We start from the raw sequence: 20,112 nt of genomic DNA, 5'->3' as shown, positions 1-20,112 counted from the left end.
TCAGCTACCGGTGAACTGAGCCGGCCGCTTCTCGAACACGGAGGTGATCGCCTCGGTGAGATCGTGCGAGGCGAGGAAGGCGGCGTTCCAGGCCGCCACGTACCGCAGCGAGTCGTCGACGCTGGAGGACCGGGAGTGGTCCAGTACGGTCTTGATGCCCTGCACCACCAGTGGCGGATTGGCGGCGATGGCGGCCGCGCACTCACGGGCGGCGGCGAGGGTGGCATCGTGGTCCTCGAACACGTCGTTGACCAGGCCGATCTTCTCGGCGCGGGCCGCGTCGATGTCCTTGCCGGTCAACGCGAGCTCACGCAGGTGGCCGTCGCCGATGATCGCGGGGAGCCGGGCCAGAGAACCCATGTCGGCGACGATCGCGACCCGCACCTCGCGCACGCTGAACTTCGCGTCGGCGCTGGCGTATCGCACGTCGGCGGCGGTGATGAGGTCGACGCCACCGCCGATGCACCAGCCTTGGATCGCTGCAACGACGGGCTTGCGGCAGTCCGCGACGGCGTTGATCGCCTTCTGCATCGTCTTTATGGTGTCGTGGAAGGACGTTCGAGGACCGGCCAGCGCCTTGTCTGCCATGAGAGGACCGAACGTACCTGCCATCGCGGCCAGATCCAGTCCATAGGTGAAGTTCTTGCCGGAGCCGGCGAGCACTACTGCCCGAACCTCGGGATCGGCGTCGAGCTGCGCGAACAGCTCGGTGCTCTCGCTCCAGAAGTCGGGGCCCATTGCGTTGCCCTTGCCGGGCCCGAGAAGTGTCACTTGCGCGATGTGGTCCGCGATCTCGACCGAGAAGGCTTTCCAGGTACGTTCCGTCATGCGTGCGAGCCTAGCGGGATCGCCCGAGATTGCCGCACCGCATGTTACGGCGCGTAACGTCTGCGCTAAGTCCCTGCTCAGCTCTGGTACATCCGGCGCAGTCGGCCCACTATCGACACATGCTGATGCACCAGGGATTGGGACTTGAAACGTTCAACGACCTGCCGCGTCGCAAAGCGGTGCACGCACTGTACGAGTGCTGCTGCTCGGTGGCGTGGGCTTCACGGGTGGCCGACGGCCGCAGCTATCGCTCCCGCGCCGACCTGTTCTCCGCAGCCGATGCCGAACTGGCCGAGTTGTCGGACCAGGACGTCGATTCGCTCGCCGCTAATCTTCCGGAGCCCGGCAAAGTGTGCGCCGCCATGGATACAGATACGCGAGGAGCGCTGGGAACCGCCGCTCGCGCCTACGGCGAGCGATTCGGATTTCCGTACGTGGCCAGTGTGATGTTCGGACCCGAGGGGTTCGAGCCACGCGAGATCCTGGTGGATCTGGGACACCGACTCGACAACGACGACCGCACCGAGCGCAAGATCATGCGCAACGAGCTCGCGGAAATCAACCACATCCGACTGAACCGACTTCTCGGCCCCGAGGGTGGTTGGCCCCTGTTCTGAGCGAGATCAGCCGAACAGGCCGACGACGCGACCGATCAATCCACCGGCGATCAAAATGGCCAACAATGCGACCACGCAGATGATCACAATCGGCATCACTCGGCTGCGCTGCGGCGGTTCGTGGTTGGGTCCGCCGATACCTGCCTCGGCGGGCGGGGTGTCTCCTGGGGTGACGCCGCCACCCGCTTCGAGTCCTGCTGTGACGTCCGGATCCGGATTCTGAGCATTCATCTTGCGTGGTTACCCGGTGCGGTCGCCCTCAATCGAGATGTGCCCTAGCTATCGCTCCGGCGAACAATTCGGACACCGCGTCGGCGATGATTCCCTCGTCGATGTCCTCCGGATCCACCGAATGTTCGACGGCCAATCCGGAGATCAAGGCCGTCAGTGACGTCGCGACGCGTCGGGCATCGAACTTGTCGCCGACGCCCCACTGGTCCGCGCGTTCGGCGATGAGACGTTCGAGCTCACGCCGCAGCGCGCGACGGTCGGTGCGGTAACGCTCGGCGACGGCCGGGTCGCGTCCGGCCAGGATGCCGAACTCGACGGTGAGCAGCGGCCAGCGGGGTTCGGCGACCACCCACGAGGCGATCTCGTTGCCGCCTGCTCCTGCTGCGGCACCGGAGTCCAGATCGGAGATGTGGGCCAGCACGCGGGCCGCGAGGTCGAGTGAGCGTTTGGCGAGCAACTCGGCGAACAACGCCTGCTTGGACTCGAAGTTCGAATACACGGCCCCCTTGGTGAAGCCGGCGCGGTCCGCAATGTCAACGAGTTTGGCTGCGGCATAACCACGTTCGGTGAACTCGTCGGCAGCGGCGGCGAGCAATCGGTCTCGTACGTCGGCACGCTGCGGTCGTCGCTGCGACTGTGTCGACCCCCACTTTTCTTGCTCCTCGGCAATCACGATACCTAGAGTATTGAATACCTCGGGTATCGACAAGACTCACGGGAATCGACCCCGCAGATTTCACACCGTTCAGGAGTTCACCCATGCGCAAGATGTCTTTGCTCGCCGCCGCAGTCCTGGTGCTACAGCTCGGCTTCATCCTCAGCTACGTCTCGGCGTTCCATCAGCCGACGCCGCACGCGATCCCGATCGCGGTGGTGACCGAAGCCGGCCTCCCGGAAGGACTCGATCAGCAGACCGCCGATCGTCTGGACGCCATCGACGGTGCGCCGCTCGACGCACGCACCGCGGTCGACACCGCCGAGGTTCGCTCGCTGCTCCGCGACCGCGACATCATCGGGGCCTATGTCGTCGGCGCGAACGGAACGGACACGCTCATCACTGCCAGTGCGGCAGGCAGTTCCGAGGCCACCGCGTTGCAATCGATCTTCACCGAAGTGGACGCCGCGCAGGGCCGTCAGTTCGTGGTTCGCGACGAGATCCCGGTCGGGGTCCACGACAACCGAGGGTTGTCCGGTTTCTACCTCTCGGTCGGCTGGGTCGTCGGCGGCTATCTGCTGGCCGCGGCATTCGGATTGCTGATCGGGGCACCGTCCTCGCGCCGCGAAACCTGCGTGCACGTCGGCATTCTCGCGGTGTACTCCCTCGCATCCGGAGCGTTCGGAGCTTTCCTCACCACCCACGTTCTGGAAACCTTTGCCGGCCACTGGTTCCCACTCACCCTGCTGGGTACCGGCGTGGTCTTCGCCACCGGACTGGTCACCATGGGCCTGCGCGCACTGATCGGCGTCGCTGCGGTGCCTGCCGCGATCGTGCTGTTCGTGATCCTCGGAAACCCGAGCGCAGGAGGAGCTTTCGGAGCCGATGTGCTGCCGTCGCTCTACGCCTCGATCGGGCGCTGGATCACCCCGGGCATCGGCACCGAGGGCGTGCGCAGCATCGTGTACTTCTCCGGCACCGGGCTGGGGCAGCCGGCACTCGGACTCGCGCTCTACATCCTGGCCGGTACGGCACTCCTTGGTACCGCGGCACTGCGGCGTCGGCGGGCACACAACCCGGTGAGCTCACCCGAGACCAGTAAAGTGTGATCCCATGACTGCCACCTTCCCCCTGCCACTGCCAGATCTCGCCGTCCGCACTCTCGGAGGCGCAGTGGTGTGGGCGAACGACGAGACGTTCGCGGAGAAGGAGAATCTCGTCAGTCCGGGCCAAGCCGACTATTCGACGGCGACGTTCGGACACAAGGGTCAGATCTACGACGGTTGGGAGACGCGTCGGCGCCGCGAGGCCGGATACGACGAGGCCATCGTGCGTCTCGGGGCACCCGGCGTCGTATCGGCGATCGTCGTCGACACCTCGTGGTTCACGGGCAACTATCCGCCGGAGATCTCGATCGAGGCCGCCGAGGTCGAGGGGTTTGCCTCCCCGGACGAGCTACGCACGCAGACCGAGTGGACCACCATCGTCGCCCGTAGTCCGGTCAACGGTGACAGCGAGAACAGATTCCAGGTCGCCTCCGACGCTCGGTGGACGCACGTGAAGCTGTCGATCTATCCCGACGGCGGAGTTGCTCGCCTGCGAGTCCTCGGCCGCGGCAAGCCCGACCCCAAGTTCCTCGCGGCCGGGCCGGTCGACCTGGCCGCACTCGAGAACGGTGCCTACGTCTCGGCGTGTTCCAACATGTTCTACAGCTCCCCCAACAACCTCCTCTTCCCCGGTCCCCCGCGGTCGATGGGTGAGGGCTGGGAGACCTCACGTCGACGCAACGACGCGAACGACTGGGTCCAGGTGCAGCTGGCGGGCACCGGACTCGTCCGCCTCGCCGAGCTCGACACCACGTGCTTCCTCGGCAATGCGCCGGGTGCCGCATCGTTGCGCGGCCGGCTCGGTGACGGCGAATGGATCGAGCTGTTGCCGCGAACGACGCTGCAACCCGACACCCGGCATCGCTTCGTACTCGACCACGAGACTCCGGTCTCCGAGGTTCGGATGGACATCTTCCCCGACGGCGGCATGGCGCGATTGAGACTGTTCGGTGATCTGGACGCATCTGCGTAAACGGTCACGGGGCAATAGGGTTGGGTCATGTCCCGGCTACTTCATCCGAATGCAGCCCACGTGGCCGACACTCTGATTTCACGTGGTCATCACGGAGTGGTGGTGAACAGTCCGGAGGGCACCCACACTGCCGCCGATGCCGCTGCGGCACTGGGTGTCGAGGTGGGTGCGATCGTGAAGTCGATGGTGTTTCTACTCGACGACGAGCCGGTGCTGTTGCTCGTGTCCGGAGCGCACAATGTCCATCTCGAGCACACGGGTGAGCGTCTCGGTGGCAGGTTGGCACGGGCGGATCTCGACACGGCCAAACACGCGACCGGGCAGCCGATCGGTGGTATCGCACCGGTCGGCCACCCCACGAACCTGGACACCTTCGTCGACCAGGATCTGGCCGGTCACGCCGAGGTGTGGGCCGCGGCAGGCCACACCAACACGATTTTTCGGTCGACGTACACCGAGTTGTTGCGGATCACCGCGGGCTTGGCGATCGACGTCACCTGACCGTCTGGTCAGGATGCGAGCGTCGGGGCGATCGGTGCGCCGAGGACCGTGTCGACGACGTCGATGTCGAGTCTGGTCCCGCGGGATTCGAGCAGCGGCAGTACTGCGTTGTTGACCAGAACCGCCTGGCGAGCCACATCGCCGAGCACTGTCAACGTCACCCCGTCGGCGACGTCGGCCGCGGTGACGTCGGAGATCAGACTGGCCAATCCCGACGGTGTGCCGACGTAGCGGATGGACGACGGGCTGATCGGCGCGTCCAGTCCGGCGAACTCGCGACGAGCCGTCCGAGCCTCGGCCGCGATGTGGATCTCGAGGTCGAGGAACACGGCCGTGCTGTCGGCCGACTCGCCGCGCTCGACGGCTTCTGCGCGTAGCCGCGCGCGTTGCTGCTGCGCTTCCCGCAGGTCGGAGGCCTGGATTCGGACGATGTCCGCATCCGGAGCCACGGTCAGTTCGGACCAGATCGCATCGAATTCGACGGCGACGCGAGTGTGGTTGTGCGACATGAGTGGTGGTCCTGATTCTAGAAGTCGGAGAACGCATTCGGTCGGAGCGGAGCCGAAATCGAACACGAGCCGGACGCAGTGCGGCACAGATCCACGTATCTGTTGCACCAGTGGCGGTTGCCCAGCCACGCGACACTCACGGTCATGACGCCATGCTAACCGTCCGAGGGGGTGCACGGGGATCCAACCCCGGCCGCCCCATCGGCGAGGTCTGGGAACGGTCGCGGGTCGGGTACGGGGTTCCACCAGCCGGCGTCCTCCGCGTAGTGCCAGTTCGGTCCCGACTCGACCAGGGCGGCGAGTGCGTCGACGAGTCGATCCACATCGGCCGACGAGCTGCCGAGGCCGATGCTGGCTCGAACCGCGCCGTCTGCATGGCCCAGTCGGCGGAGCAGTGGATGCGCGCAGAACTTTCCGTCCCGCACTCCGATGCCGTGCTCGGCCGAGAGGTACGCGGCCACCTCACCCGGGTCGCGTCCGGCCACCGTGAAGGTGACGATGCCGACGGTGTCGGGCGCGTCGGCCCACACCTGCAGTAATTCGACACCGTCCAGAGCAGCCAGGCCGGCCCGCAGTCGGGACGACAATTCGTGCTCGTGTGCCTGCAGCTCGGCGTCGTCGAATCCCGCGATGGCCTCACAGGCTGCAGCCAGTGCGGCAACTCCGAGCACGTTGGGAGTGCCTGCCTCGTGCCGCTGAGGTGCTGGGGCCCACTCCGTGTGGTCGATGCTCACGCTGCGTACCGCGCCGCCACCGGCCAGGTGCGGCTCACCGGCGTCGAGCCAATCACGTGCGCCCACAAGCACTCCCGCACCGAACGGCGCGTACAGCTTGTGCCCGGAGAAGGCGAGGTAGTCCACGCCGAGGGCAGCGATGTCGATGCGGCGATGCGGAACCAGCTGAGCACCGTCCACCGCGATCCGCGCGCCGTGCCGATGTGCCAGAGCTGCGAGTTCCGCAATGGGAAGAACCTCGCCGGTGACGTTCGACGCACCCGTGATCGCCAGCAGTGCAGCAGGTTTCACGGCCAGCTCGGCGTCGAGTCGGTCGATGGTCTCGGCCAGTGTCGACGCGGCCACCACCACGCGGCGATCACGCCACGGCAGCAGGTTCGCGTGGTGCTCGATATCGAGCACCACGGTGTCGCCCGGCACACACGCGGCCAGCAGATTGAGCGAGTCGGTGGTGTTCCGCGTGAACACCACCACCGAATCCTTCTGCGCACCAACAAAATCGGCAACGGTCACCCGAGCCTTCTCGTAGGCAGCCGTCGAGACGCGCGAGGCGTAGCCGGCACCTCGATGCACGCTCGAGTAGAACGGCAGCAGTTCCGCGATCCGATCGGTCACTGCCGCCAGGGCCGGCGCGCTGGCCGCGTAGTCGAAGTTGGCGTAGGTGCACGTGCCACCCTGCACCAGGGGTACCTGCAGATCCGTGCCCGAAACAGGGGCAAAAGGAGCACAGGGGCGGGAAAGTACAGATGTCATGACAGATCAAGCCCTCACGTTCGAGGGACCCGCAACCGAAGAGTTCGTGAACGAGTCCGCGCTTGCCGCGCCGGTTTTCCGGCAACAGCCTGGTCGTCACCCGGAGCACCCCACCGCGGAGGAGGGTTGCCGACCAGCGAGCCGGGGCTTGATGCTGGTACTCGTGACCGTGGACAAAACCTTTGCAAACCCGCTGCGGTTTTGTCAACCCGGGACTCACACGTGTGCAGCAGTAGGATTTCCGCGGTGGGAACGCGCGCTCGTTCACCTGCTGGCAAACAGAACGTGAGATAACCAACGGCGCTGCTGCTCACCAGCACCACAGAGTCACTTGCCAACGAATCGATAAGGACGCCCGGTTGTCTGTGCATCAAGAGAACGATCTGCCGGGTTCGAGCGCGGACATCGCGCCTGCACCGGCGGCGTTTCTTCGCTCGTCTCTCGCTCCTCCCGCCCGGACGCTCATCGACGTTCTCCGCGACACCGCCCATCGTTTTCCCGACGCCCCCGCCATCGACGACGGTGCCGTGTCGGTCAGCTACTCCGAATTGTTGGACGACATCGCCGAGGGTGCCAAGTGGCTCGCCGATGCCGGCGTCCGGCGCGGCGATCGCGTCGGCATCCGCATGCCGTCGGGTTCTTTTTCGCTCTACGTGGCCATTCTGTCCATCCTCGCGGCCGGTGCTGCCTACGTTCCGGTCGACGCGGACGACCCCGAAGAGCGCGCCGAGCTGGTCTTCGGGGAGGCCAAGGTGACGGCCATCGTCACCGCAGGCGGTATCGCGGCCGGGACCGCCCCCAAGCAGGACATCCCTCAGGACGAACCCGAACACAATGCTGTGCCACCCACTCCCGAGGACGATGCATGGGTCATCTTCACCTCGGGTTCCACCGGCACACCCAAGGGCGTTGCGGTCAGTCATCGCAACGCGGCGGCGTTCGTCGACGCCGAGGCGCGCATGTTTCTGCAGAAGGATCCGCTGGGCCCCGGCGACCGCGTGCTCGCCGGCCTGTCGGTGGCGTTCGACGCGTCGTGCGAAGAGATGTGGCTGGCGTGGCGACACGGTGCCTGCCTTGTGCCCGCGCCGCGTTCGCTGGTGCGATCCGGTTTCGATCTCGGTCCGTGGCTCGTCTCCCGCGACATCAGTGTCGTCTCGACGGTGCCGACCCTCGCGTCGCTGTGGCCCGCGGTCGCACTGGAGGCGGTACGGCTGCTCATTTTCGGCGGTGAAGCATGCCCCCCGGAGCTGGCCGAACGACTCGCCGTCGAGGGCCGCGAGGTCTGGAACACCTACGGCCCCACCGAAGCAACGGTCGTCGCGTGCGCGGCCATCATGGACGGGAAGGGTCCCGTCCGCATTGGTCTGCCCCTCGACGGGTGGGACCTGGCCGTGGTAGACGCGTCGGGCGCTCCGGTACAGGTCGGTGACATCGGAGAACTCGTCATCGGCGGCGTCGGACTGGCGCGGTATCTCGATCCGGCCAAGGACGCCGAGAAGTACGCGCCCATGCCCTCACTCGGATGGGAGCGGGCGTATCGGAGCGGCGATCTGGTCAAGCTCGAGCTCGAGGGCCTGCTCTTTCAGGGCCGCGCCGACGATCAGATCAAGCTCGGTGGTCGACGCATCGAACTCGGCGAGATAGACAATGCGCTGCAAGCACTTCCGGGCGTCAGCGGTGCTGCTGCGGCCGTGCGCAAGACCGGTGCGGGAAACTCGGTTCTGGTCGGCTATCTCGCCAGCACCGACCCCGATTTCGATCTCGAGGCCGCCCGAACACTGTTGGCCGAGCAGCTTCCGTCGGCGCTCGTACCGCGCCTCGCGTTGGTCGACGAGATGCCCACGCGCACCTCGGGCAAAGTCGACCGCAATGCTCTGCCGTGGCCACTGCCCGGATTGGCGGGTGCGTCGGCGCTCGGCGGCACAGCAGGGTGGGTGGCGCAGCTGTGGACCAACATCCTCGGTGCTCAGGTATCGGACGAGAACGCCGATTTCTTCGCCAACGGCGGCGGATCGCTCTCGGCCGCGCAGCTGGTGACGGCGTTGCGTGAGCGGTTCCCCGAGGTCACCGTCGCGCAGTTGTACGACCATCCCCGATTGGGTTCGCTCGCACAGTATCTCGACGACCTGAAGCCAGTGGTCGAGGCCGTTCCACGTGAGGTGCCCCCGACGTCGCGCACCGCTCAGTGGGCGCAGATTCTGGCGACGGTTCCGTTGACCACCTTGACCGGGTTGCAGTGGGTCACCTGGCTGGGGCTGCTGTTCAACGTCATGTCGTGGTTCGGCGACGTGTCGTGGGCTCCGACGCTGTCGTGGTGGTGGATTCTGCTCGCATTCGTCCTGTTCATCACGCCGGTCGGGCGGATGGCGATTTCGGTGATCGGATCTCGCGTCCTGTTGGCCGGGTTGAAACCCGGTGCATACAAGCGCGGCGGGAGCATGCACATAAGACTCTGGGCGGCAACACGATTGACCGATGCCAGCGGTGCCTCCAATCTTTCGGGGGCGCCGTGGATGGTCTATTACGCGCGCGCTCTCGGTTCGAAGATCGGCAAAGGCGTCGACCTGCATACGCTGCCGCCGGTCACCGGCATGCTCGAGCTGGGCGACGGATGTTCCATCGAGCCCGAGGTGGATCTGTCAGGGCATTGGATCGACGGCGATCTCGTCTACATCGGCGGCATCGAGATCGGTGCCGGTGCCACTGTCGGTGCCCGCTCGACACTTCTGCCCGGAACCAAGGTCGGCAAGAACGCGGTCGTCACCGCCGGCTCTGCCGTCGTCGGACGAGTCAAGGCCGGGCAGATGTGGTCCGGTTCGCCGGCGCAGAAGGTCGGCAAGGCCGATCATCCGTGGCCCGCCGAGACACCTCCGCGCGCGACCCATTGGGTGTTCGCGTACGGCGTCGCATCCCTGTTCCTCTCGGGCATGGCACTGTTCTCCATCGGTGTCAGCCTGGTGCTCATGGGCTGGTGGATTCACACTGCCGACTCCGTGCTCGACGCCTTCCAACGTGGACTGGTGATGTTGCCCGTCGCCACTCTGGTGTCACTGGCGGTGTTCGCACTGATCACCGTTGTCGCAGTCCGGTTGCTCAGCATCGGACTCGTCGGCGGATACCACCCGGTGCGCAGCCGTATCGGCTGGCAGGTCTGGGCCACCGAACGGTTGATGGACTCGGCGCGCACGTTTCTCTTTCCGCTCTACGCATCGTTGCTGACACCGCACTGGCTCCGACTCCTCGGCGCGAAGATCGGCAAGGACGTCGAAGCGTCGACCGTGCTGATGATCCCCAAGTTCACCACCGTCGCCGACGGTGCCTTCCTGGCCGACGACACCATGGTCGCCAGCTACGAACTCGGCGGCGGCTGGATGCATCTGGGCGACGCCAAAGTGGGCAAGCGGGCGTTTCTCGGTAACTCCGGCATGACCGGGCCAGGGCGAACCGTTCCGAAGAACGGCTTGGTCGCGGTGCTGTCGGCGACGCCGGACAAGGCGAAGTCGGGCTCGTCGTGGCTCGGCAGCCCACCGGTGCGATTGCGTCGGGCGGCCGGTAGCGCGGACTCGTCGCGCACGTTCGATCCGCCCAGGAAGTTGAAGATCGCCCGTGCACTCGTCGAGACATGCCGGTTGATTCCCGTCGTCGTGACGTTCGGCATCGGGCTCGGGGTGCTGTTCGGGCTCACCGCCATCGCCGACTCCGTCGGCTACTGGTTGGCTGCGCTGCTCAGTGGCGTCGTGCTGCTCGTCGCCGGTTTCGTGGCTGCGGCAGTGTCGGCGTTGGCGAAGTGGTTGTGGGTGGGCCGGATCGGCAAGACCGACCACCCGCTGTGGAGCTCGTTCGTCTGGCGCAACGAGGTGGCCGACACGTTCGTCGAGACCGTCGCCGCGCCGTGGTTCGCACGCGCAGCCGAGGGCACCGCCGTGCTGAACATGTGGCTGCGGTGGCTCGGCGCGGACATCGGCCGCGGTGTCTGGTGCGAGACGTACTGGCTGCCGGAGGCCGATCTGGTGACGTTGGCCGACGGTGCGACGGTCAACCGAGGGTGCGTTGTGCAGACGCACCTGTTCCATGATCGGATCATGTCCATGGACACTGTCGATCTCGGCGCAGGCGCAACTTTGGGACCGCACTGTGTCGCATTGCCCGCTTCGGGTATAGGTGAAGGTGCGACGGTGGGGCCTGCCTCCCTGGTGATGCGCGGCGATACGGTTCCCGCGCATACTCGTTGGCAAGGCAATCCGATCGCGCCGTGGGCCAAGGGTGATCCCTTTCCGCGTATTCGCGACGACCGAAACGAGGGGTGATCGTGGGAGGCAGATTGGTGGCACCGGTGTTCGACGTCGATTCCAGCGACAACCCGATCGACACGTATCTTCCGCAGAACGGCAACCGCGGCTACCGCGTCTCACGCTACGAGCTCGGCCTCGAGTACAAGGTGGAGAGCAACCGGTTGACGGGCAAGGCGAAGATCACGGCGGTCACCACTGCGACGGTGTCGAAGTTCGCGTTCGATCTCGGCCCGGCAATGAACGTGACGAAGGTATCGGTCAACGGTTCGCGTTCGGTGAAGTTCACCCATCAACGCGGCAAGTTGAAGATCACGCCCGCCAAACCGATCGCCTCGGGTGCGGCATTGGTGGTGACGGTGGCGTACGGCGGAACTCCCAAGCCGATCAACGGTTTGTGGGGTGAGGTCGGCTGGGAAGAGCTCACCGAGGGATCGATCGTCGCCAGTCAGCCGAACGGTGCTGCGTCGTGGTTTCCGTGTGACGATCATCCGGTGTCCAAGGCCAGCTACGGCATCACCATCACCACCGATTCGCCGTACTACGCGGTGGCCAACGGAACGTTGGTACGCAAGCAAACTCGCGCCAGCCGCACCACCTGGGTGTACGAGCAGCCCGAGCCGATGGCCACGTATCTCGCGACCATCCAGATCGGTCCGTACGAGCATCGCATCGTCAGCCCGGGTCCGGTGCCGATGAAGGCGATCACTCCCCCGCGACTGCGCGCACAGTTCGACCACGATTTCGGCCGTCAACCGCAGATGATGGACACTTTCGTACGGCTGTACGGCCCTTACCCTTTCGCGTCTTACACCGTGGTGGTGACCGACGACGATCTCGAGATTCCGATCGAGGCGCAGGGGCTGTCGATCTTCGGGGCCAATCACTGTTCGGGTTCCCGGTACTACGAGCGTCTGGTGGCGCACGAGTTGGCGCACCAGTGGTTCGGCAATTCGCTGACCCTCGGCAAGTGGGCCGACATCTGGCTGCACGAGGGATTCGCGTGTTACTCGGAGTGGATCTGGGCCGAGAACTCCGGCGGCGCAACAGCTCACGACAAGGCCAAGCGAGCGCACACCATTCAGCGTGGTCTGGCCATGGATCTGCAGCTCACCGATCCTGGGCCCGAGCGCATCTTCGACGATCGCGTCTACAAGCGCGGTGCCCTGGCACTGCATGCGGTACGACGCACCATCGGCGACGAGCGCTTCTTCGGACTGATCCAGGAGTGGACCTCCAAGTACCGCTACTCCACCGTAGCGACCGCGGACTTCACCGACCTCGCCTCCCGCTTCGGTTGCCCCCGAACTCTGTGGGACGCATGGTTGATCGACAAGCAGTTGCCGTCGTTGCCGTAGGTCGCGCCCTCGAATCGGCCGGCGTCAGCGATACCCGAGCGACACCGTCAACCCAGCAACCGCGTAGCCGTACAGTGCCGTCGTTGCCAGTGCTTGACGCCAGAAGCCGTGCGGGAACGACGCCGCCCAGCGTCCCTTGCCGTCCAGTTGCAGATCGCAGGGGAAGTCGCTGATGGCCATGGCAGACGACGGCTGCTTGGAGTGCGCGAGGACGACCCCTGTGGTGAACGGCAGTCCCCGAACGAACAGGTGACCGCGCGCGTCCCCGACTCGATACCGCACCGCTGACTCGGCGACAACGCCTGTGTACCAACGTCGTTGGACATTCCAGCCGGTCGCGTGCGCGAGCCGAAGGTTGCGGTCGCCGCGCAGTGCCGTGTCCACGGTCTCGACGTCTGCAATCACTCCCCATCGCAGCATCGACATCCACTGACCGATCCGTCTCCAGCGACACACCAGCGCCCCGAACAGAACGATCGCGAACAAGTACGGCACCAGCTCGGGATACCTCGACCAGCAGGCAGCCGGCACGATCACGGCGATCAGAAACCAGTACGCCTCGCGTCTGTTCCACACGGTTGCACACGCGAGCACCGCCGTCGGCGGTACCCGATGCGGCGGGGCAATGCGCGCGGACTGCAGCATGATGCCGCTGATCCTAGAGCCGAACCGCCCCTACGCGCTCGGCAAGTGCGCAGACGACTTCGACCGCACCACCAGGCCACACAGTGCGGCCATCACCGCGCCGAATCCGAAGATGATGGGGTACGTGACCACGCCGGGCCAGGTCTCGGTGAGCGCCGACAGAACGGCAGGCACCGCGAAGCCCAGATACGTCAGTGAATAGAACACTGCGGTGAGGCCGGCGAGGTCGTCGGGGCCCGCAATGCGTTGCACCTCTTGCAGACCCGAGACCAGCGCCATGCCGTACCCACATCCGAGTACCGCTGCCGCGATCAGCGCTGCGGCAATGGTCAGCACCGACGCCGCCCACGCCGCGACAGCCATGCCGACCACCAACAGAGTCAGTGCAACCAGAGCGCCTCGCGCATTGGCGGGTGTGTCGATCCGTCGCCCGACGGCCTGGATCGCAAATCCGGAGCCGAGGGCGATCACCGCCATCGCCGCCGAGAGGGCCACGGGATAGCCGCCCCCGGGCTCGTCGGCCAACGCATCGGCCATCAGTGACGGCAACACCGCGTACGCGACGCTCGCCGCACCGAACACCCACGGTGCCAACGGCAGCACGACGAACAGGAACCGGCGGTGCGAAGCAGACGGGATCCTCAGGTCGTCGAGCAGCTTCTTGCTCTTCGATGCCACTGTCGCGGTGCGTGTTTCGGGAACGGAGAGCATGCCGACGCCGGCGACGATGCAGATGAGCACGTGCACGCTGTAGGCGAGGTGCGTCGGCCACGGTGCCCATTGCGCGAGCACACCGGCAACTCCGGCACCGAGGGCAAAGCCCGCCGTCAGCGACATCGCGGCTCGGCGCGCTCCGGCACCGGGCTTGGCGGTGGCATCGCGGCTGGAGAGTTCCTTGACCCAGCTGCCGCCCACGGCCATGCCGATTCCGAGTGCGATGCCGCTGAGCACACGGCCACCGAAGAGCATGAAGGCGTTGTCGGGTCCGAGTGCTATCAGAATGGAACCGGCCGCGGCAATTGCGGGGGCGGGCAACATGATCGGGCGTCGGCCGAGTCGATCGGACAGCGGCCCGCAGATCAGCATCGCCGGAATGATGCCCAGGACGTAGGCGAACAGGAACGTATCGACCACCACGGCCGAGAAGCCGTGATCGAGCCGGTACATCACCAACAACGGCGTGAACTCGTTACCGCCCCAGGCGACGGCGAACATGCCCGACGCCACCAGCAGCCAGCGTCGCGCAGTCAGCTCGATGTCTCGATCGTTCGTGAGCGTTTCACTCATCGTGCTCCCCCCTGTTTGCTCTGACTGACCTGTCCGGTCGTAGGCCGTGCACCCCGAGCATGTGTTGTTCGACGGCCCGCTCGAATCCGTCTGCGTCGCCGGCCTCGATCAGGTCGGTGAGTCGGCGATGGTCGTCGACGATGCGCGAGATCTGACCCGGATCGCGCGTCACCGAGGCTGCGGTCATCCGGCGCTGACGCTCGCGAAGTCCGTCGTAGAACGCGTCGAGCAAGGGATTGCCACCGGCTCGGACGACGGTGCGGTGAAAGTCGGCGTCGACTGCACTGAACTGGGCGGCGGTGCCGTCGACCGCCAACTTCTCCTGCAACTGCAGGTTCTCGCGCAGCGCGTTCACCACAGATGTCCGGGCGGTGACGTCGCCGATGAACGCGCGAACACTTCCTGCCTCCACGAGGCGACGCGCATCGACGACACTCTCCGCCTCACCCACCGCGATCGGCACCACCAGTGCCCCGCGCTTGGGGTACAGACGCATCCACCCCTCTACCTGAAGACGCAGAAACGCCTCGCGCACGGGCGTGCGACTGATCTCGAGCCGGGTTGCGATTTCACCCTCACTGACGAGCTCACCGCCGGGCAGATCACCCGAAACGATGAGCTCTTTGACCGTCGCATACGCCGTATCGGCGGCAGATTTCGTCTCGAGCACAACATAGATACTAGATGCACCTCAACTGTGCACCAATTCGGGACCCGAAAAAGTCCACTCGACGTGACATTGACTACCGAAAAGGCCACCGAACGTCACATTGACTCCCCAGGGGAAGAACGGTCAGGGCACCCAGTGGCGTGCGGCGATGTCGTCGATCACCGGATCCCCGTCCTGCGCCGACTCGAGTGCCTCCAGGTCGTCGCGCAGTGCGTTGAGCCGCGGGTCGTCGCCCTCGGCCTGCTCGGCGGCCGTTCCACCGTCGTCGGCGAGTTGTGCGAGCAGCTTCGCTCGCACCCGGTCCTTCAGGGAATCGCTCATTCGTCGTCACCTTTCTTGAACACGCGTCGGGCAGTGGGGATGAGCGCGATGAGTACGCCCAGCAGCACGATGATCGAGAAGATTTCCAGCAGCACAGCATTTCCTTCGGTTCAGGTCGGGGCGATTGCGCTGCCCCACGAGGTGTTGCGCACCACCGTGAAGGCGGCGAGAACAGCGATCAGGACGATCACCGTCGGACGGGTGAAGCGCGGGCGCGGCAGCGAACGGCCGGTCCAGCGCGCTCGAAGCCACAGCGCCCACACCCCGACCGCAACGATCGCAAGGACAACCGCAACGACATTGCTCGACGCGGCCGCTGCGACGTCTCCGCGGCTGAGGTCACCCAGAGCACGGGTGGCTCCGCATCCGGGGCACCACAGTCCGGTCAGTGCATGGAACGGGCAGGGAAGGTAGGTCGAGGTGCGAGGGTCGCGAACGTGCAGCAGCACTGCACCACCGGCAGCCGCAGCGGCCACACCGAGGGGTGCGGCGATGCTGCGCGATCGGGTCGGTGCCGTCATGCCCCTGAGCCTAGGAGTTTCAGGGCTCGACGACGATAGATGCCGTCATGTCCGGATGCGGCGTGCAGTGGTACGTGAAGGTGCCCGCGGTGTCGAAGGTATGCGTGAACTGGCCGGTCTCCATGAGTTGACTGCGAAACGAGTTGTCGTCGGCGACGACGTTGTGTGCCATGCCTTTGTCCGCGAACACCCACGTCACGGTCTCTCCCACGGAGATGGTCAGTGTCTTCGGCGAGTACATCCGATCGGCGACGGTGACCTGATTCTCGGCAACGGGTGCGGTGGACGCGGCCGGGGTGGTGGCGGTGGAGCAGGCAGTCAACGTGATCAGCAGTGCCGCGAACAATCCGAATGCCTTCATGACCTCGACGGTACCGAAAGGGCTCATTCCCTCCGGCCGAGGATGTACTGGGCCGTCAGGGCAATCGATCGGTCCGCGTCGCCGGTCAATTCCTGCAGCGCCTGCAGTGCTGCCGCTCCCGGGATGCTCGCCAATGCCTGCGTCACTCGCAGCCTCACGGCGACATCGTCTAGCCCGTCCATCAACGCCGCAACTGTCGACGCGTCGGATCCCAGCACCCCGAGTGCGTCTGCGGCGTCGACATCGTTCGTTCCGTCGTGCACCATCTCGATCAGCGTCGGGACGGCGTCGGCCACTCCCCGGGCCGCCAGCTCCACCGCAGCGACCCGCCTGACCTGCTCGTCGTCGTGGACCAGCGCCTCGCGCAACACGTCGGTGGCGTCGGGGTGGGCAATCTCGACGACGGTATCGACGGCCCGGCGGCGCACCTCGGGGTCCGCTGAGTGCAGGCCCTGGCGCAGCGGCCCCATCGCATCGCCACCCGTCTGTGCGAGAGCCCACCGAAGTGCGCCGGCCACGTTGGTTGCGGGTTCGCGCAGCACTGCCTCGGCCAGGGCCTCCGCCGGAATGGGTCGATCTCCGACGGACGCCAGCGCCGCCGACTGCCGCTTTCCCGCACTCACCGACTGCAGATCGCCGAGCATCGCGACCGTGCCGAGTACGTCCTCCCAATCGTCGGGTCGGGCACTGCCGATGCGACGCAGCCGGGTGAGCAATTCGGTGTCTCGCGCGATGCGTTCTTCGGCTCGGGCCGCGAGCTCGTCGACGAGTCCCGAGGCCGCGAAACTCGGATCGTCCAGCGCACGACCGACGTCGTGCAGCGACAGACCCAGCGAGCGCAGGGATTCGACGTGGAACAGGCGTCGAACATCCTCCGGGGAGTATTCGCGGTAACCGGTACTGCTCCGCGATGTCGGCTGCACCAGCCCGAGACGGTCGTAGTGCCGGAGCATGCGCGCACTGACCCCGGACCGCCGCGCCACCTCACCGATCAACATCGTCCTATCTCACCCTGCCGTGTCGACTACGCCAAGGGCATCGACACGCTTGGCCTCGAACACTGCGAACCCGGCATCCGGGTCTCGGAGCAGCGACTCGGTGGCCAGCGCGTGGGCACGAACAGCAACATCCTTGCTCGACGCGGCGCGCACCAGCATCGGCTCGATCACCGAACCCAGTGCGACCAGAGCGCGACTCAGGCTCCGCTGGACGTCGTGCCCACCTCGCCCGAGGTGCGTGCCCAGCATCGCGGCCAGCTGCTCTTCGCTTCCGGTCGGAACCAGAACCACCGCAGCTCGCCACGCGCTACGTGCGACTTCGTCGTCGGGGTCGGAGATCAACGCCTCGGTGATGACCTGCCACGCCGCCCGATCCTTGATCTTGGACAACGTATGCAACGCCTGGCTGCGAGCCTGGGCCCCGCCGGATCGCACTTCCTCGATCAACCGCGGAACCGTCGACGACGCGGGTAGCCGAATCAGCGCCCACGTCAACATTTCCCGAACCTGGAAATCCGGTTCGACGGCGCACCGCTGCAGCAGTGCGTCAAGGAACTGCAGATCCGGTGTCGTACCGAGGTCGAGCGCGGCCCGCAGCCGGGCCGACGGATTGCTGTGGTGCAGTGCCCCGTTTACCGAATTCATCGAGTTCATGCGGCCCAGCCAAGACCTTGTCACCGTGCCAAGGTCAACCCCGACTCAGCACGTCCGCAAGAGTTCGGTTCATCGTGTTCAGCGCGCGCACCGCACCCCGCAGTGGACCGGGCGCGTTGGTGGAGGTGAGCATGACATCCAGGACTGTCGTCTCGGTGACCTTCTCCGGCGGCTCGACGTGCTTGCCCGCCGCGGCCGCCTCGACGTGACGTACGGTCTCGCGCACCAGAGCCGCAGCATCGCGCAGAGCCCGGGCCGTGTCGTCCGACGGGGCCGTCTGCGCATCGGCGCGAGTGGCCAGCACGCCTGCTCGAGCCAATGCATGGGCAGATCGGCTACTGACGGCCAACACTCGAAGCAGTCGTTTCGCGCCTCGCCTGCTGCGGGTCGTCGGCCCCAGTACGAGTGGCTTTCCGGCCGTCACGACGTCCTTCAACGCGTTGTCGAGCGCGCGGGTCGACGCCACCAGGTCGGTCTCTTCTCCCGGCGCCACCACCGATTCGACACTGGCCTCGATCAACGCGTCCAACTGCTCGAGGTAGGTATCGACCTTGTCCACCATCGTCTTTCGAGTTCCGGTCGAGAAGATGAAGTACGCGGAGACGATACCGACCACACCGCCGACGGCGGTCTCGGTGATACGAAGCTCGAGCACCTCGATACTGAAGGTGCCCAACAGCCCGTAGAGCATCGCGAGCAGAATGGTGACGAAGAACGAGAGCAACGCGTACGCCACGGTCACCAGGTAGAACGCGAAGAAGACGCAAACGACGATCAACACCAGCTGCAGGGGTTGATTGTTGCCCACCAGTGCGGCGATCACCACTCCGGCCAGCACGCCTGCAATGGTTCCGAGAACGCGTTGGCCTGCGCGCGTGAGGATTTCGCCCCGAGTCGACGCCCCGGTGAACACCAGGAACGCCGTCAGCACCGCCCAGTACCAGCGGTCGGGCGAGACCAGTTCACCCAACACGGTCGCCGCGCTGGTGGCCACGGCAACCTGAATTGCGGCCTTGGTGCTGGGGTTCAGTCCGCTCGGCTCGTCCTTGGTCGCGGGCTCGGTCGATTCGGGCTCGGGGCTCGCGGCAACCGAGACTGCGTTGGTGGTGATGTGATGAATAGCGATGTGCGCCTGCACGGCTCGCTGCGCGGAGACCGTAGCGATGCCTGCGGGGGTCGACGGATCGGCACGTTCGGCGGCCGTTGCGGCCATCCGACGGGCGGCCCGAAGCTGTTCCGAGGACGGCGTGTTCTGCAGGACCGACCCGAGTGCCGTTGTTGCCTGGCCCAGCGCTTTGGGCCATGGCTTGGCCGGATCGAGAGCCCAGAGCGAGCTGACGAGTTGTTCGGTTGCGATCTGGGCGTCGAACACGCGGAGCGACAGATCGGTGCTGGTGACACTGAGCAACTGACCGGCGTCGTGTCGGTCGAGCCAGTCGTCGATCATCAGCGCGGTGTTGCCGAGCCGGTCGAGTCTGCGGCGCAACAGGTTCAAGTCACGGTCTTCTCGCCTCGACGCCGCCTCCAGCACCGATACCGACACCGCCCGCATGGCGAACAGCAACCGACGGACTTCCACGATCGGCCGATCCGGGAAGATCACCGCTCGCACGAACAGCGCAATCGCCAAACCGCCGAGGATCGCTGCGATGAGCATCGGCAGCTGCCCCGGGGTCGCGCGGAGAAACAGTGCGAAGAAGTACGAGATGAACGCCACCATCCCCAGCGCAGTGCCGCGAGGACCGAACCTGCGGACCCACACGGCCGCGAACAACACCGCAATGAAGCCGGCGTCGGCCACCTTGCCGAGCTCGGAGAGCAACGCCGCCAACGTCACTGCCGCCGAGGCAGGCAGCGCCATCAGCGCGGTAGTGATGAGCCGACTGTGCTGGTCTTTGTCCTTCACTGCCGCCGAAGCCTGCATCGCCACCACGGTTCCGAGCATCGCGACCGTCACCGGCTGCCCGATGGCGCGCGTGGTCAACACCAGCGTCACCATCGCCAGCAGCACCGTGAGCGTGGTCGCCGACGCACTGCGCAGCCGTACCTGTCCCGGATCCGAGGCATCGAGGATTCGGGCGAGGCGGTTCATTCCTCGATT

21 protein-coding genes and 1 riboswitch are annotated in these 20,112 nt (G+C 65.9%); of the genes, 6 read left to right on the top strand and 15 right to left on the bottom strand.

The features are described 5' to 3' along the window. A complete protein-coding gene (locus CH294_RS13310) occupies window positions 1–828 on the bottom strand; it encodes a crotonase/enoyl-CoA hydratase family protein (protein WP_032380121.1) in 828 nt (275 codons plus the stop codon). Between the two features lie 119 nt (window positions 829–947). Between CH294_RS13310 and CH294_RS13305 the strand changes: the two genes are divergently transcribed. Further along, window positions 948–1,445 (top strand): 2-oxo-4-hydroxy-4-carboxy-5-ureidoimidazoline decarboxylase, encoded by a 498-nt coding sequence (locus tag CH294_RS13305; protein WP_094609369.1) that lies wholly within the window; start codon window positions 948–950, stop codon window positions 1,443–1,445. Between the two features lie 6 nt (window positions 1,446–1,451). Here CH294_RS13305 and CH294_RS13300 read toward each other — a convergent pair whose 3' ends face one another. Together CH294_RS13300 and CH294_RS13295 are read right to left on the bottom strand one after the other, a co-directional pair. After that, window positions 1,452–1,676, bottom strand: coding sequence for a DUF6480 family protein (locus tag CH294_RS13300; RefSeq protein ID WP_094738209.1), 225 nt, complete (start codon window positions 1,674–1,676; stop codon window positions 1,452–1,454). A gap of 28 nt (window positions 1,677–1,704) precedes the next feature. Further along, window positions 1,705–2,349: a TetR/AcrR family transcriptional regulator gene (locus tag CH294_RS13295; RefSeq protein WP_094738208.1), complete on the bottom strand. Its 645-nt coding sequence runs from the start codon at window positions 2,347–2,349 to the stop codon at window positions 1,705–1,707. Window positions 2,350–2,435: 86 nt separating this feature from the next. Between CH294_RS13295 and CH294_RS13290 the strand changes: the two genes are divergently transcribed. Genes CH294_RS13290 through CH294_RS13280 form a run of 3 tightly spaced genes read left to right on the top strand, consistent with a single transcriptional unit; the run spans window position 2,436 to window position 4,911 of the window. After that, window positions 2,436–3,440 carry a hypothetical protein gene (locus CH294_RS13290; protein ID WP_094738207.1) on the top strand — a complete coding sequence of 335 codons (1,005 nt, stop codon included), beginning with the start codon at window positions 2,436–2,438 and terminating at the stop codon, window positions 3,438–3,440. A 4-nt stretch (window positions 3,441–3,444) separates the two neighbouring features. After that, window positions 3,445–4,410 (top strand): allantoicase, encoded by a 966-nt coding sequence (gene alc, locus CH294_RS13285; protein WP_094738206.1) that lies wholly within the window; start codon window positions 3,445–3,447, stop codon window positions 4,408–4,410. Between the two features lie 27 nt (window positions 4,411–4,437). Then, complete coding sequence (locus CH294_RS13280; RefSeq protein WP_032403756.1) at window positions 4,438–4,911, top strand: YbaK/EbsC family protein; 474 nt, start codon at window positions 4,438–4,440, stop codon at window positions 4,909–4,911. A gap of 8 nt (window positions 4,912–4,919) precedes the next feature. Here CH294_RS13280 and CH294_RS13275 read toward each other — a convergent pair whose 3' ends face one another. Genes CH294_RS13275 through CH294_RS13270 form a run of 3 tightly spaced genes read right to left on the bottom strand, consistent with a single transcriptional unit; the run spans window position 4,920 to window position 6,907 of the window. Continuing rightward, the gene (locus CH294_RS13275) at window positions 4,920–5,420 is read right to left on the bottom strand and encodes a hypothetical protein (protein ID WP_094738205.1); all 501 of its coding nucleotides are present in this window, start codon (window positions 5,418–5,420) and stop codon (window positions 4,920–4,922) included. A 17-nt stretch (window positions 5,421–5,437) separates the two neighbouring features. After that, the gene (locus CH294_RS28005; RefSeq protein ID WP_254925613.1) at window positions 5,438–5,566 is read right to left on the bottom strand and encodes a hypothetical protein; all 129 of its coding nucleotides are present in this window, start codon (window positions 5,564–5,566) and stop codon (window positions 5,438–5,440) included. A 9-nt stretch (window positions 5,567–5,575) separates the two neighbouring features. After that, window positions 5,576–6,907 carry an aminotransferase class V-fold PLP-dependent enzyme gene (locus CH294_RS13270; RefSeq protein ID WP_094738204.1) on the bottom strand — a complete coding sequence of 444 codons (1,332 nt, stop codon included), beginning with the start codon at window positions 6,905–6,907 and terminating at the stop codon, window positions 5,576–5,578. Window positions 6,908–6,960: 53 nt separating this feature from the next. Then, window positions 6,961–7,076: riboswitch (SAM riboswitch) on the bottom strand. Window positions 7,077–7,272: 196 nt separating this feature from the next. Between CH294_RS13270 and CH294_RS13265 the strand changes: the two genes are divergently transcribed. Together CH294_RS13265 and CH294_RS13260 are read left to right on the top strand one after the other, a co-directional pair. After that, the gene (locus CH294_RS13265) at window positions 7,273–11,214 is read left to right on the top strand and encodes a Pls/PosA family non-ribosomal peptide synthetase (RefSeq protein WP_170944734.1); all 3,942 of its coding nucleotides are present in this window, start codon (window positions 7,273–7,275) and stop codon (window positions 11,212–11,214) included. Window positions 11,215–11,216: 2 nt separating this feature from the next. Next, entirely contained in the window at window positions 11,217–12,554 is a 1,338-nt protein-coding gene (locus CH294_RS13260) for a M1 family metallopeptidase (RefSeq protein WP_094738402.1), read from the top strand. A 24-nt stretch (window positions 12,555–12,578) separates the two neighbouring features. On the opposite strand, the gene CH294_RS13255 is transcribed toward CH294_RS13260, so the two are convergent. The 9 genes from CH294_RS13255 to CH294_RS13215 form a co-directional block, all read right to left on the bottom strand. Beyond that, window positions 12,579–13,199 (bottom strand): hypothetical protein, encoded by a 621-nt coding sequence (locus tag CH294_RS13255; RefSeq protein ID WP_094738203.1) that lies wholly within the window; start codon window positions 13,197–13,199, stop codon window positions 12,579–12,581. 30 nt (window positions 13,200–13,229) lie between these two features. Continuing rightward, window positions 13,230–14,486, bottom strand: coding sequence for an MFS transporter (locus tag CH294_RS13250; protein WP_094738202.1), 1,257 nt, complete (start codon window positions 14,484–14,486; stop codon window positions 13,230–13,232). Next, the gene (locus CH294_RS13245) at window positions 14,479–15,156 is read right to left on the bottom strand and encodes a GntR family transcriptional regulator (protein ID WP_094738201.1); all 678 of its coding nucleotides are present in this window, start codon (window positions 15,154–15,156) and stop codon (window positions 14,479–14,481) included. The genes CH294_RS13250 and CH294_RS13245 overlap by 8 nt, the downstream gene beginning before the upstream one ends. Before the next feature lie 123 nt (window positions 15,157–15,279). Beyond that, window positions 15,280–15,477 (bottom strand): hypothetical protein, encoded by a 198-nt coding sequence (locus CH294_RS13240; RefSeq protein ID WP_032380110.1) that lies wholly within the window; start codon window positions 15,475–15,477, stop codon window positions 15,280–15,282. 110 nt (window positions 15,478–15,587) lie between these two features. Next, entirely contained in the window at window positions 15,588–15,998 is a 411-nt protein-coding gene (locus CH294_RS13235; protein ID WP_094738200.1) for a DUF2752 domain-containing protein, read from the bottom strand. 19 nt (window positions 15,999–16,017) lie between these two features. Further along, window positions 16,018–16,359, bottom strand: coding sequence for a plastocyanin/azurin family copper-binding protein (locus CH294_RS13230; RefSeq protein ID WP_032403774.1), 342 nt, complete (start codon window positions 16,357–16,359; stop codon window positions 16,018–16,020). A gap of 23 nt (window positions 16,360–16,382) precedes the next feature. Further along, window positions 16,383–17,357 (bottom strand): HEAT repeat domain-containing protein, encoded by a 975-nt coding sequence (locus CH294_RS13225; RefSeq protein ID WP_094738199.1) that lies wholly within the window; start codon window positions 17,355–17,357, stop codon window positions 16,383–16,385. A 9-nt stretch (window positions 17,358–17,366) separates the two neighbouring features. After that, window positions 17,367–18,011 (bottom strand): HEAT repeat domain-containing protein, encoded by a 645-nt coding sequence (locus CH294_RS13220; RefSeq protein WP_094738198.1) that lies wholly within the window; start codon window positions 18,009–18,011, stop codon window positions 17,367–17,369. Between the two features lie 34 nt (window positions 18,012–18,045). Then, complete coding sequence (locus CH294_RS13215; RefSeq protein ID WP_094738197.1) at window positions 18,046–20,103, bottom strand: FUSC family protein; 2,058 nt, start codon at window positions 20,101–20,103, stop codon at window positions 18,046–18,048. Window positions 20,104–20,112 lie beyond the last annotated feature (9 nt).

The sequence above is a fragment of the Rhodococcus sp. 14-2483-1-1 genome (assembly GCF_002259335.1).
In the GTDB taxonomy this organism is placed as follows: Bacteria; Actinomycetota; Actinomycetes; order Mycobacteriales; family Mycobacteriaceae; genus Rhodococcoides.
This window is presented reverse-complemented; position numbering and strand designations above follow the sequence as displayed.